Below are 11,142 nucleotides of genomic sequence, written 5' to 3'. Positions count from 1 at the left end.
AGATAGGCGAGCGGCCGCCAGGCGGGCGGCGCCAGGGCGGCCGGCGCATAGGTCCAGAACGCGGTCGCACCCTCGCCGGAGAAGAACGAGCAGTTGCGCGCGCAGGTGCCGCGCGGATCCCACCACGGCACGAACGGCTTGTCGCCGCCGAACAAATTGACCGCCACCGGCCGCGGCCGGCCCCAATAGCTCTTGAAGGTGAGGTTGGTGAGGACGCCGGCCGACAAGAGCATCGTCACCAGCAGAAAGACCGCCGCGCGGCCGGACATCAGCATCGGCCGTTCCGGACGTGCGAACTTCACCACGATGGTCACGAGCGCCGGCACCACGAACGCCCAGGCGATCCACATCGCCGCATCGCGCGCGAAGGCGGCGACCGCGTCGAGCTTCAATGGAAAGACGTTCTGCGCGTTGTCGTAGAACAGCGCCGCCAGCTTCAGGTCGAGCTCGGGATAGACCCCGAAAAGGAGGCCGATAACGAGCACGAGGCCGAGCGCGATGACAAGTCCGGTCCGGTTCATGGCGCGCGGTTTAGCGGAGGCTGTGGGGCATGGGAAGCATCACGGTTGCGGCCGTGATTGCGACGGTAACGGAGGCGGCGGTAACCGGCGCGGCGGCTCACGCCAGGCACCGGCGGTGCGGCCGGCGACCAGCCAGTAGACCAGGCCCGCGACGATGCCGGCGCCGGTCATGATCTCCATGTGCCGGCGCACGATGCCATCGAAGTGCATTGTATTGGGGTCGAACGGGATTAGGCCGAGATAGCAGGCCGCGCCGACGATCGCGCCGCCGACGGCATAGGCCAGCACGCTCCTGATGAAAAAGGCTTCGGTGATCAGCACCACGATCAGCGCCGGCAGCAGTGCGAAACCGGAGATGAAGATGAAACCGAAGCCGAGCACGATGTCGATCCCACTCTGGTCGATCGGCGCGTCGCCGAAATTGCTGATCTCAGGGTAGAGCACCGCGCCGACGACGATGATCCCGGCGAAGAAGCAGGCCAAAAGGAAGGCAAAGGCTATGACGAACAGGCGGCCGATCAGGGCCATGTCAGAAATTCTCCGTCATTGCGAGCGAAGCGAAGCAATCCATCTCACCGCTTGCTGAGACATGGATTGCTTCGTCGCTTCGCTCCTCGCAATGACGAATTGGATACAGCGAGACACTTCTCAATCCGTCATCGCCATCGCGCGCAGCGCCTGGCGCTCGCGTACCGAGAGCTTTTCGGTCTCCGACTTGAGCTGGCCGCAGGCGGCGAGGATATCGCGGCCGCGCGGGGTGCGCACCGGCGAGGAATAGCCGGCGTTGAAGATATATTCGGAGAATTTCTCGATCTGGTCCCAGTCCGAGCATTCGTAAGCCGTGCCGGGCCACGGATTGAACGGGATCAGGTTGATCTTGGCGTGGATGCCCTTGAGCATTTTCACCAGCAGCTTGGCGTCATCGAGCGAATCGTTGACGCCCTTGAGCATCACATATTCGAAGGTGATGCGCCGCGCGTTCGACGCGCCGGGATAGTCGCGGCAGGCCTGCAACAGTTCGGCAATCGGATATTTGCGGTTCAGCGGCACCAGCTCGTTGCGCAATTCGTCGCGCACCGCATGCAGCGAGATTGCGAGCATCACGCCAATTTCTTCGCCGGTGCGCTTGATGTTCGGCACCACGCCCGAGGTCGACAGCGTGATGCGACGTCGGGAAATGCCGATGCCTTCATTGTCGGCGACGATCAGCAGCGCGTCGCGCACCGCGTCGAAATTATAGAGCGGCTCGCCCATCCCCATCATCACGACGTTGGTGACGCGGCGCGTGCCATCCTCGCGGTCGGCCCAGTCATTGAGACGATCGCGCGCCACCATCACCTGGCCGACGATTTCGCCGGCGGTGAGGTTGCGCACCAGCCGCTGCGTGCCGGTGTGGCAGAACGAACAGTTCAGCGTGCAGCCGACCTGCGAGGAAACACAGAGCGTGCCGCGGTCGGTCTCGGGGATATAGACGCACTCGACCTCGTGCGGCCGCTCGAGCTTGTCGCCGCTCGGCAGCCGCAGCAGCCATTTGCGGGTGCCGTCGTTGGAGATCTGCTCGGCCACCACCTCGGGGCGGTCGACGGTGAAATGCTGCTCCAGCTCGGCGCGCATGTCCTTCGAGATGCTGGTCATCTCGGCGAAATTCTCGGCGCCGCGGAAATACATCCAGTGCCAGAGCTGCTGGCTGCGCATCTTGCGCTGCGAGGGGGCAACGCCGATCTCGCCGAGGCGATCGGCGATCTCGGCGCGCGACAACCCGATCAGCGACGGCTTGGCCGGCGGCACATAGGTTTCGAGCGGAAGCTTCTCGAGCGGCGCGCTGGCGCCGGACTGGCTGGTCATGGTGTCGGTCATGAAACCTCAAATAGGCCTTCCAGACCGTGCTGGAAAGCCTCGAAATGCCTCGATTTTAGAGCACCGGAGCGTTTTCGAGCGAAGTGGATACCGGTTCGCGCTGGGAAAACGCGTCAAAACAAAGAGACTAACGCCGGCAGTCCTGCCCCAGCCGGTCGAGCGCCTGCGCCAGGCCCTTCAGCGCGAACGTATCCGTGGTCTCGGTGCCCTTGGCCGAGATGCCCTTCACCGTGGCGTCGGCCGATTTGCGCATGGCGTCCACCAGCCGCTCTTCCTCGGCCGCGTTCTTGATCCAGAGGCCGTCGCCCTGGGTGTACATCGCGTAAGTACCGCCGCCGACCTGGAGTGTCGATTCGGAGCCCGGCTTCAGCGTGTAGCCGATCATGATCGAGATTTCGTTGACGACCTTTTCCGCCGGGCGGGTCGAGACGAAGGCATAGGCCGGATCGCGCGGCCGATTCGCCGGGTTCGACTTCGACGACGACGGCTTGGCCAGCGCGAAGCAGACCTTCTTGCCGTTGGGCATCGCAGTATAGGCGCCCCAGGTGCCGAATTGGCCGATCAGCGTCGGCTCGGCGCCGCCGGCCGCAGCCACCGCTGCCGGCGAAGCCGCAGGCTTGGCCGCGGCTGCGGGTTTCGCCGCGTCCTTCTTCGTCCCTTGCGCCTGCGCAAGGGACGTGATCCCGCACACCACGGCACAGGCAACCAGCGATGTCAGTATTTGCCGCACGGACAACTGGTTCCCCCATCATTGTGACTGGAAGATGGCCCGGCGATCCCCGTCCGCCGGTGCGGATGGATAGCGGGGAAATGTCTGTTTGGGAAGGCAGTTAGCCCTGGATGCAGCGATCGCCGCAGCGCGTCATTGCGCGATCACCCTTTGGCGCGCGCCGCCCGCTGTTTCTCCCACTGCGCGTCGGTCCATTGCAGCAGGTCCTCGGCGCCGGAACTGCGTAAATGCGAGCCGCCGTCCTGCACCACCATCTCGCCATTGATATAGCCGGCCTGGTCGGAGATCAGGAAGCTCGCGAGGTTGGCCAGCTCCGAATGCTCGCCGGAGCGGCCGAGCGGATTGCGATGTGCCCAGCTCTCGCCGCGGCCTTCGGGACGCAATTGTCCGGTCGCGCCAGGCGTCGGGAACGCGCCCGGCGCAATCGCCACGGTGCGGATGCCCTTCGGTCCCCATTCGACCGCAAGGCTTTTGGTCATCGCCAGCACCGCGGTCTTGGCCATCGACGACGGCACGGTGAAAGCGCGCCCGGTGATGGTCGAGGTCGAGAGGATCGAGAGCACCACGCCCCTGTGCTGGCCCTCGATCCAGCGCCGGCCCGCGGCAAGCGTGCAATACATCGTGCCGTGCAATGTCGGCGCCAGGATCGCGTCCGCCGCACGGAATGACAGATGTTCGCTCTGCGCGATGAAGGTTGCGGCAGCATTGTTGACGAGAATGTCGATCGGCGCGTCCTGCCAGACTTGGTCCATCATCGCCTCGACCGCGGCGCCGTCGCGGATGTCGCATTGCGCGGTGGAGACTTTGCCGCCAAACTCGCTGCGGATTTTGGCCGCGGTATCATCAAGCAATTCCAGCCGCCGGCCGCAGATGATCAGTTCGGCGCCGAGCTCGGCAAAACGGTGTCCCATCGCCGCGCCAAGGCCGGAGCCGCCGCCGGTAATCAGGATGCGTTTTGTCGCCAGCAGGCCTTTTTCAAACATAGTTTGATCCCTCCGCGTTGTATTGTCGCTCAGCCGTAAATCCGGCATGAAGCTTTCAACCTAAGACTCTGCAACCCTTCTGCGTCCGAAACTCAGGTGTGTCCATGAAAGCCATCCTCTGCTCGCAATACTGTCAACCCGACGATCTCGTGCTGGCTGATGTGCCGGATCCCGTGGCCGGTCCGGGCGAAGCCGTGATCGCGATCAAGGCGGCGGCGCTGAATTTCTTCGACATCCTGATGATCCAGGGCAAGTACCAGATCAAGCCGCCGTTCCCGTTCTCGCCGGCCGCCGAAGTCGCCGGCGTGATCGAGAGCGTCGGCGAAGGCGTCACCGATCTGAAGGTCGGCGACCGCGTTGCCGCATCCTGCGGCCACAACGGCGCGCGCGACAAGATCGCGCTCTCGGCAAACTCGATCGTGAGAATTCCCGACAATCTCGACTACGACCGCGCCGCCGGCATCTTCATCATCTACGGCACCGCGCTGCATGCGCTGGAAGATCGCGCCAGCCCGAAGCCGGGCGAGACGCTCGCGGTGCTCGGCGCCGCCGGCGGCACCGGACTTGCGGCCTGCGAACTCGGCAAGCTGATGGGCCTCAAGGTGATCGCCTGCGCCTCGTCGGATGAGAAGCTCGCATTCGCCAAACAGCACGGCGCCGAGCTGACGCTGAACTACGCCACGGAAGATTTGAAGGAAGGCCTGCGCCGACTGACCAATGGCAAGGGCGCCGACATCGTGTTCGATCCGGTCGGCGGCTCCTACGCCGAAGCCGCGCTGCGCTCGACCGCGTGGGAAGGCCGCTTCCTGGTGATCGGCTTTGCCGCCGGTGAGATTCCGAAGATCCCGCTCAACCTCGCGCTGCTGAAGGGTTGCGACATCAGAGGCGTGTTCTGGGGCGCCTGGGCGCGGCTCAATCCGGAGAAGAACCGCAGCAACCTGCAGAAGCTCGTGCAGTGGACCGCGGAGGGCAAGATCTCCTCGCATGTCGACCGCACCTTCCCGCTGTCGCAGACATCAGAGGCGCTGAAAGTGCTCGCCGGCCGCAAGGCGATGGGCAAGGTGATCCTGCATCCGGGAAGCTGAGTGACTGTAGCCCGGATGGAGCGCAGCGAAATCCGGGAAGGTCCATCCACTGGCGAGAAAGCCCCCGGATTGCGCTTCGCTTCATCCGGGCTACGCAGAGGCCCTTACTCCTCCCCGAAGGTGCCGCGCTTCAACCTCGCGCGCGCCGCCTCGCGATGCTCCGGCGTGATGTGGTTTGCCACCAGGCGGATCGCGGTGGCGAGAACCGCGGCATCGTCGGTGAAGCCGAGGATCGGCAGCATGTCGGGAATGAAGTCGAACGGCAGGATGAAATAGGCGATCGCACCCAACAGCGCCGCCTGAACGTGGCGCGGCGTCTGGCGGTCGAACGCGCAGTAATAGGCGGCGAGCAGGTCCTCGGCGAAAGGCAGTTTCGCCACCACCTTCTTGAACTTGATCCAGAAGCGGCGGCGTACGCTGTCGCGGTCCTGCGCCAGCCGGTCGGCGGGCTCGAATCCCACGCTATGTTCGGTCGTTGCCATTGCCAGGCTCCTCGCCGCACGTCTGTCCGGCGGCGGATGCTGCGAATCTGGTGATGTCGGCCAACCAGCGCAAGGTTGCAATGGATCCGTCAGCCGACCCCGAGCTGCCTTGCAATCGCGTTCATGGACTTGGCAAGGTCGATGTCGCGCTTGGTCAGCCCGTCGACATCATGGGTTGCCAGCACCACCTCGACGGTCTTGTAGACGTTCTTCCATTCGGGGTGATGGTCGCGCTTCTCCGCGATCAAAGCGGCGCGGGACATGAACCCGAAGGCCTCGTTGAAGTCCTTGAATACGAAGGTCTTGGTAATGGCCTCGCGTCCTGGCGTCTCCGCCCAGCCCGCCAACTCCCCAAGCGCGGCTTCCCTTGCTTCCGCTGACAGCCGTTCGATCATGGCGCGCCTCCCGTTTGAACCTGACTTTAACCTAACCACCAACCCGCGGAATGGGATCCATGCCGAAATTAAGGCCGAAATCGCGTCCTATGGCCGCTGGTAACCATGACGCAGATGTAACCCCGGCTGTCTCAGGAATTTGCTACAATTGGTACTGTAAGCGCGTTGGTAGTTTTGAAAATTGAGCCCCAAACGATTATTTTGCGAGATCGATGACCGACGGCCCCGGCCCCGCCGACATAAAGCCTAGTCCGCGCCGTTCCGCGCGGCAGCGGCTTGCTTTCGTGATGATCGCAGGCCTGCTGGCCATCGTCGGCGCGCTGGCCGCAGGCTACTATTTTGCTATGCGTCCGGTGACCCTAAGAATCGCGGTGGGACCTGCCAACAGCGACGACATCAAGGTGGTGCAGGCGCTCGCACAGGCCTTCCACAATCAGCAGCATAGCCAGGTCCGGCTGCGGTTGGTGCCGACCGATGGCGCCCCCGCAAGCGCGCAGACGCTCGCCGACGGCAAGGCCGATCTCGCCATCATCCGTGGCGATCTCGACGTGCCGAAGAACGCTCAGGCGGTCGCGACCCTGCGCAAGAATATCGTGGTGATATGGGTTCCCCCCGCCGCGAAGGGCAAGGGCAAGAAGGCCGCGAAGATCACCAAGATCGCGCAGCTTGCCGGCCACAAGATCGGCGTCGTCGGCCGCACCCCGGCCAATGTCAATTTGCTGAAGATGATCCTGCAGCAATATGGCGTCGATCCCCTGAAGGTCGACATCGTCCAGTTCCCGGCCAATGAGGCCGTCGAAGCCATCCGCAATCAGAAGGCGGATGCCTATCTCGCCGCCGGCCCTGCCAACAGCAAGATCACGATCGACGCGATCGCGGCATCGACCCGCGACGGCGGCGCGCCGACCTTCCTCGCCATCGACGCCTCGGAAGCGATCGCACAGAACCACCCCGCCTATGAGGCCGCGGAAATCCCCGCCGGCTCGCTCGGCGCCGCCGACCGGCCCGATGACGAGGTCAAGACTATCAGCTTCTCGCATCACATCGTCGCCCGAAAGAGCATCTCGGATTCGACGATCGCGGCGTTCACGCGGCAATTGTTCTCGATCCGGCAGTCGCTCAAGACCGATTTCCCGCTCGCGGCCAAGATCGAGACCCCCGACACCGACAAGGACGCCACCATCCCGGTGCATCCGGGGGCTGCCGCCTTCGTCGACGGCGAGGAGAAAACCTTCCTCGACCGCTACAGCGATTACATCTGGTGGAGCCTGATGGCGCTGTCGGCGATGGGCTCGGCCGGTGCATGGTTCGCCGGCGCTCTCAAGCAGGACGAGCGCAACACCAACTCCTCGCAGCGCGAGCGCCTGCTGGAGATGCTGAGAACTGCGCGGCACTCGGATTCGACCGACGAGCTCGACCAGATGCAAGCCGAAGCCGACGACATCCTGCGCGATACGCTGGTGTGCTTCGAGCACGGCGCGATCGAACAAGGCACCCTGACCGCGTTCAACATCGCGCTCGAGCAGTTCCACAACGCAGTCGCCGACCGCAAGGCGCTGCTGATGAGCATGCCGCAGAATTTGCAGCGCACGGCGACGCAGTTCAGGGCGGCGAGCACGGCCTGAATCTTATCCGACGTCACTCTAACCCGCTAAGGGACTCTCTCCGTTCCCTCCCCCCTTGTGGGGGAGGGTCAGGGAGGGGGTGCCGCTTGCTCCGCTGCTGATTGAGCACACGAGCATGGCTGCGAGCCTCTGCCGTCCGATTGCTGCTGATCAAGTGTTTTCGTATCTCTGGTGTCGGAGCCCGGGGCTACCCCTCCCCCACAAGGGGGGAGGGAGCCTGACCAGCGTGCTCACCTCACTAGTCCGCCACGCTTTCATGTCTCTGCGCCCACCTCTGTAATCTCTCCGTCATAGAATTTTTCTAGTCCTTGCCACGCTTGCGGCGCAGTGTCGCGCTGCGACCCTGAGGAGGCCCCCATGACGATCCGGTTTTCGCGCAAGCTCACCCGCCGACGCTTTCTGTCCACCACGGCTGCAACCGGCGCCGGAATCATCGCGATGCCGTATCTGTCGCGCGCCGCCGACCGGCCGGTGATCACCCATGGCGTGCAATCCGGCGATGTCGGCGTCGACGGTGGCGTGGTCTGGGCCCGTGCCGACCGGCCCGCGCAGATGATGGTCGAGGTCGCGACCACCGAATCCTTCAAGGATGCCCGCGCCCTACCGCCGATCACGGCGCTGCCGGAAAGCGACTTCACCGCGAAAATGCTGCTGGAGAACCTGCCCTCCGGCCAGGACATCTTCTATCGCGTTCGCTTCCGCGACCTCTCCCATATCGATGTCGTCGGCGAGCCGGTGGTCGGCCGCTTCCGCACCGCGCCGAGCGATCGCCGCGACGTCTCTTTCGTCTGGGGTGGCGATGTCGCCGGCCAGGGCTGGGGCATCAATCCCGATGACGGCGGCATGGTCACCTTCGCCGCGATGAAGAAGCACAGGCCGGATTTCCTGCTGCACTCCGGCGATACGATTTATGCCGACGGCGTGATTCCGTCCGAGGTCAAACTTCCCGACGGCAAGATCTGGAAGAACATCACGATCCCCGAAAAGGCCAAGGTCGCCGAGACGCTCGACGAATACCGCGCGGCCCACAAATACAATTTCCTCGACGACAATGTGCGCGCCTTCAATGCCGAAGTGCCGATCTTCGTGCAATGGGACGATCACGAAGTGACCAACAACTGGTCGCTGTCGAAGCAGCTGCCGGCGACCTACAAGGAGCGCGACATCACGCTGCTCGCCGCCCGCGCGGCGCGCGCCTTCCACGAGATGTATCCGATGCGCGAGAGCATCGTCGAGCCGGGCCGGGTCTATCGCACGCTGAGCTATGGCCCGCTGCTCGACGTCTTCATGCTCGACGAGCGCAGCTATCGCGGCCCGAACGGCCCGAACCTGCAGGAGAAGTACGGTCCCGACGCCTATTTCATCGGGCCGGACCAGCTCGCCTGGCTAAAACGGGGGCTGCTCAATTCGCGCGCCACCTGGAAGGTGATCGCCTCCGACATGCCGCTGTCCCTGATCGTCTATGACGATGCGGCCAACAGCAAGGGCTCGGAAGCCTTCGCGCAGGGCGACGGCCCGCCGCGCGGCCGCGAGCTCGAGATCGCCGACATCCTGCGCTTCATCAAGACATCGGGCGTCGTCAACACCGTGTGGCTGACCGCCGACGTGCACTACGCCGCCGCGCACTACTACAACCCGAACAAGGCCCAGTTCCAGGAGTTCGACCCGTTCTGGGAATTCGTCTCCGGCCCGCTGCATGCCGGCACATTCGGCCCGAACGAACTCGACAACACCTTCGGACCCGAGGTGAAGTTCATCAAGGCGCCCGGGCTGGAGAACCAGAACCTGCCGCCGTCGGCCGGCATGCAGTTCTTCGGTCACGTCAAGATCGACGGCAAGAGCGGCCAGATGATCGTGACCCTGCGCGACCGCGCCGACGTCGCGCTGTGGTCGACGACGCTTGATCCGAAGCCGGTGTAGTCGACGCGCCTTCCCCTAGAACTCGTCATGCCCGGGCTTGTCCCGGGCATCCACGTCTCGTGTCAGGGGTAGGAAGACGTGGATGGNNNGGGACAAGCCCGGCCATGACGGATGTGGACGCGTTATCGCCAAATCCGTCATCGCTGCAGGTCGAAACGACGCCTCTAACCCGACTTCATTCCGTCTGCTTGCCACGCCATCCCCGCAGCGCGGCCTCCAGCGCTTCGGTCGAACATGGCTTGGTCAGCCGCGGCTTGTCGGCGAATTCAGGCGGAAGCCTGACGTCCGCGCCAAAGCCGGTAATGAACACGTAGGCGACCCCAAGTGCGTTCAAACGCTCGGCAATTGCGAACGTCTTTTCACCTCTGAGAAGGCCGACATCGAGCAACGCGAAATCCGGTGTCTTTTCGGTAATCAGCTCGAGCGCGCGCACCACGCCGCCTGCCGTGCGCACGGTCTTCACGCCGAAGCCCAGGATCGTATCTTCGAAATCGATGGCGATGATCGGATCGTCCTCAACGATCAGGACGTCGCTGGGCATGCCGTTGCTAAGGGCGGGTTCCATGTCTCGCCGGGGTCCAGTTTTCAGGGATGAATAAAGGCCCGGATCAGGTCCGGACGGACGGCGCACAGCCGGCGCCTCGGATGAGCGCACCGACTGTTCCAATGATGAAACCACCACATTGGAACCGGCGCCGTCTGTTCACTAGTGCACATAAAAACGGGAACTTTTCGATTATTGTCGGCGTTGTGGGCACGGGGATTTTCAATGCTTGTCAAACGCACCGAGTTGGCCGGAACCACAGACCGGCCCTTCAACAATTTGCTGCGCCGGCTGAATGCGGCCGATTACGCGCTGATCGCGCCACACCTCGTGCAGGTCGACGCCGAGGCTAACGACCTGCTCTACAACCCCGGCGACGATGTCCAGACCGTGCATTTTCCGTGCGGGCCGAGCCTTGCATCCTATTTGGTCCCCAACGAGGATGGGCGCGATGTCGAAACGATCCTGGTCGGTCGCGAGGGCGCCGTCGGCGGCATCGTGAGCCAGGGCTTTCTGCCGGCCTATACCCGCATCACTGTCAAATTCAGCGGGCCGTTCGCGCGGCTGCCGATCAGCAAACTGGATGCCGCGAAGATCAGCTCGGTCTCGGTGCGCAACATCTTCGCGCGCTATGCCGACTGCATGCTGGCGCAGATCTTCCAGTCGACCGCCTGCAACGCGATCCACTCGATCGAGCAGCGCGCCGCGAAATGGATCATCTCGGCGATCGAGCGCACCAATGGCGATGGCGTGGTGCCGCTCACCCACGAGCAGCTCTCGACCCTGCTCGGCGTCGGCCGCAGCTACACCAGCCGGGTGATCCAGAACTTCAAGGCCGAGGGCATGCTGGAAACCCGCCGCGGCTCGATCCTGGTCCGCAACCCGGACAAGCTGCGGCTGCGCTCCTGCCTGTGCAACGAGGCGGTCAAGGACCACTTCGAGAACGTTCTGCGCGGGGTTTATCCGAGCGAGGATAACCCGGCGAATTAGCGAGGCGGGC

The 11,142-nt window shown here is 63.9% G+C and carries 12 protein-coding genes; 4 read left to right on the top strand and 8 right to left on the bottom strand.

Annotated elements, in window-relative coordinates:
- From UP09_RS16725 to UP09_RS16705, 5 genes are all read right to left on the bottom strand, one after another.
- Nucleotides 1-521: phosphatase PAP2 family protein (locus tag UP09_RS16725; RefSeq protein WP_044539340.1), on the bottom strand; the 521-nt coding region annotated here is incomplete at its 3' end.
- 39 nt (nucleotides 522-560) lie between these two features.
- Nucleotides 561-1,049 carry a hypothetical protein gene (locus tag UP09_RS16720; protein WP_044539339.1) on the bottom strand — a complete coding sequence of 163 codons (489 nt, stop codon included), beginning with the start codon at nucleotides 1,047-1,049 and terminating at the stop codon, nucleotides 561-563.
- 120 nt (nucleotides 1,050-1,169) lie between these two features.
- Entirely contained in the window at nucleotides 1,170-2,366 is a 1,197-nt protein-coding gene (rlmN, locus tag UP09_RS16715) for a dual-specificity RNA methyltransferase RlmN (RefSeq protein ID WP_044539351.1), read from the bottom strand.
- Between the two features lie 139 nt (nucleotides 2,367-2,505).
- Nucleotides 2,506-3,114 carry an invasion associated locus B family protein gene (locus tag UP09_RS16710; RefSeq protein WP_044539338.1) on the bottom strand — a complete coding sequence of 203 codons (609 nt, stop codon included), beginning with the start codon at nucleotides 3,112-3,114 and terminating at the stop codon, nucleotides 2,506-2,508.
- A gap of 137 nt (nucleotides 3,115-3,251) precedes the next feature.
- Nucleotides 3,252-4,091, bottom strand: coding sequence for an SDR family oxidoreductase (locus UP09_RS16705; RefSeq protein WP_044539337.1), 840 nt, complete (start codon nucleotides 4,089-4,091; stop codon nucleotides 3,252-3,254).
- Nucleotides 4,092-4,195: 104 nt separating this feature from the next.
- Between UP09_RS16705 and UP09_RS16700 the strand changes: the two genes are divergently transcribed.
- On the top strand, nucleotides 4,196-5,176 hold the full coding sequence (locus UP09_RS16700; protein ID WP_044539336.1) for an NADPH:quinone oxidoreductase family protein: 981 nt from the start codon (nucleotides 4,196-4,198) through the stop codon (nucleotides 5,174-5,176).
- Between the two features lie 104 nt (nucleotides 5,177-5,280).
- Here the strand turns inward: UP09_RS16700 and UP09_RS16695 are convergent, their stop codons facing one another.
- A complete protein-coding gene (locus UP09_RS16695) occupies nucleotides 5,281-5,658 on the bottom strand; it encodes a YkvA family protein (protein WP_044539335.1) in 378 nt (125 codons plus the stop codon).
- Between the two features lie 89 nt (nucleotides 5,659-5,747).
- A complete protein-coding gene (locus tag UP09_RS16690; RefSeq protein WP_044539334.1) occupies nucleotides 5,748-6,053 on the bottom strand; it encodes a 4a-hydroxytetrahydrobiopterin dehydratase in 306 nt (101 codons plus the stop codon).
- A gap of 287 nt (nucleotides 6,054-6,340) precedes the next feature.
- Between UP09_RS16690 and UP09_RS16685 the strand changes: the two genes are divergently transcribed.
- Complete coding sequence (locus UP09_RS16685) at nucleotides 6,341-7,678, top strand: TAXI family TRAP transporter solute-binding subunit (protein ID WP_349643913.1); 1,338 nt, start codon at nucleotides 6,341-6,343, stop codon at nucleotides 7,676-7,678.
- A gap of 357 nt (nucleotides 7,679-8,035) precedes the next feature.
- Nucleotides 8,036-9,598: an alkaline phosphatase D family protein gene (locus UP09_RS16680; RefSeq protein WP_044539349.1), complete on the top strand. Its 1,563-nt coding sequence runs from the start codon at nucleotides 8,036-8,038 to the stop codon at nucleotides 9,596-9,598.
- A gap of 175 nt (nucleotides 9,599-9,773) precedes the next feature.
- Here the strand turns inward: UP09_RS16680 and UP09_RS16675 are convergent, their stop codons facing one another.
- Nucleotides 9,774-10,163 carry a response regulator gene (locus tag UP09_RS16675; protein WP_044539332.1) on the bottom strand — a complete coding sequence of 130 codons (390 nt, stop codon included), beginning with the start codon at nucleotides 10,161-10,163 and terminating at the stop codon, nucleotides 9,774-9,776.
- Between the two features lie 204 nt (nucleotides 10,164-10,367).
- Between UP09_RS16675 and UP09_RS16670 the strand changes: the two genes are divergently transcribed.
- Nucleotides 10,368-11,132 (top strand): Crp/Fnr family transcriptional regulator, encoded by a 765-nt coding sequence (locus tag UP09_RS16670; protein WP_044539331.1) that lies wholly within the window; start codon nucleotides 10,368-10,370, stop codon nucleotides 11,130-11,132.
- The last annotated feature ends 10 nt before the right edge of the window (nucleotides 11,133-11,142 follow it).

The sequence above is a fragment of the Bradyrhizobium sp. LTSP885 genome, assembly GCF_000938305.1.
GTDB lineage: Bacteria > Pseudomonadota > Alphaproteobacteria > Rhizobiales > Xanthobacteraceae > Bradyrhizobium.
The sequence above is the reverse complement of the archived record's forward strand: the minus strand, read 5'-3'. Positions and strand labels throughout refer to the sequence as shown.

Excerpts from the sequence above, each read along its gene's own strand:
- UP09_RS16720 (WP_044539339.1), bottom strand. The coding sequence starts at position 1,049 with ATGGCCCTGATCGGCCGCCTGTTCGTCATAGCCTTTGCCTTCCTTTTG.
- rlmN (WP_044539351.1), bottom strand. The coding sequence starts at position 2,366 with ATGACCAGCCAGTCCGGCGCCAGCGCGCCGCTCGAGAAGCTTCCGCTC.
- UP09_RS16705 (WP_044539337.1), bottom strand. The coding sequence starts at position 4,091 with ATGTTTGAAAAAGGCCTGCTGGCGACAAAACGCATCCTGATTACCGGC.
- UP09_RS16700 (WP_044539336.1), top strand. The coding sequence starts at position 4,196 with ATGAAAGCCATCCTCTGCTCGCAATACTGTCAACCCGACGATCTCGTG.
- UP09_RS16695 (WP_044539335.1), bottom strand. The coding sequence starts at position 5,658 with ATGGCAACGACCGAACATAGCGTGGGATTCGAGCCCGCCGACCGGCTG.
- UP09_RS16690 (WP_044539334.1), bottom strand. The coding sequence starts at position 6,053 with ATGATCGAACGGCTGTCAGCGGAAGCAAGGGAAGCCGCGCTTGGGGAG.
- UP09_RS16685 (WP_349643913.1), top strand. The coding sequence starts at position 6,341 with ATGATCGCAGGCCTGCTGGCCATCGTCGGCGCGCTGGCCGCAGGCTAC.
- UP09_RS16680 (WP_044539349.1), top strand. The coding sequence starts at position 8,036 with ATGACGATCCGGTTTTCGCGCAAGCTCACCCGCCGACGCTTTCTGTCC.
- UP09_RS16675 (WP_044539332.1), bottom strand. The coding sequence starts at position 10,163 with ATGGAACCCGCCCTTAGCAACGGCATGCCCAGCGACGTCCTGATCGTT.
- UP09_RS16670 (WP_044539331.1), top strand. The coding sequence starts at position 10,368 with ATGCTTGTCAAACGCACCGAGTTGGCCGGAACCACAGACCGGCCCTTC.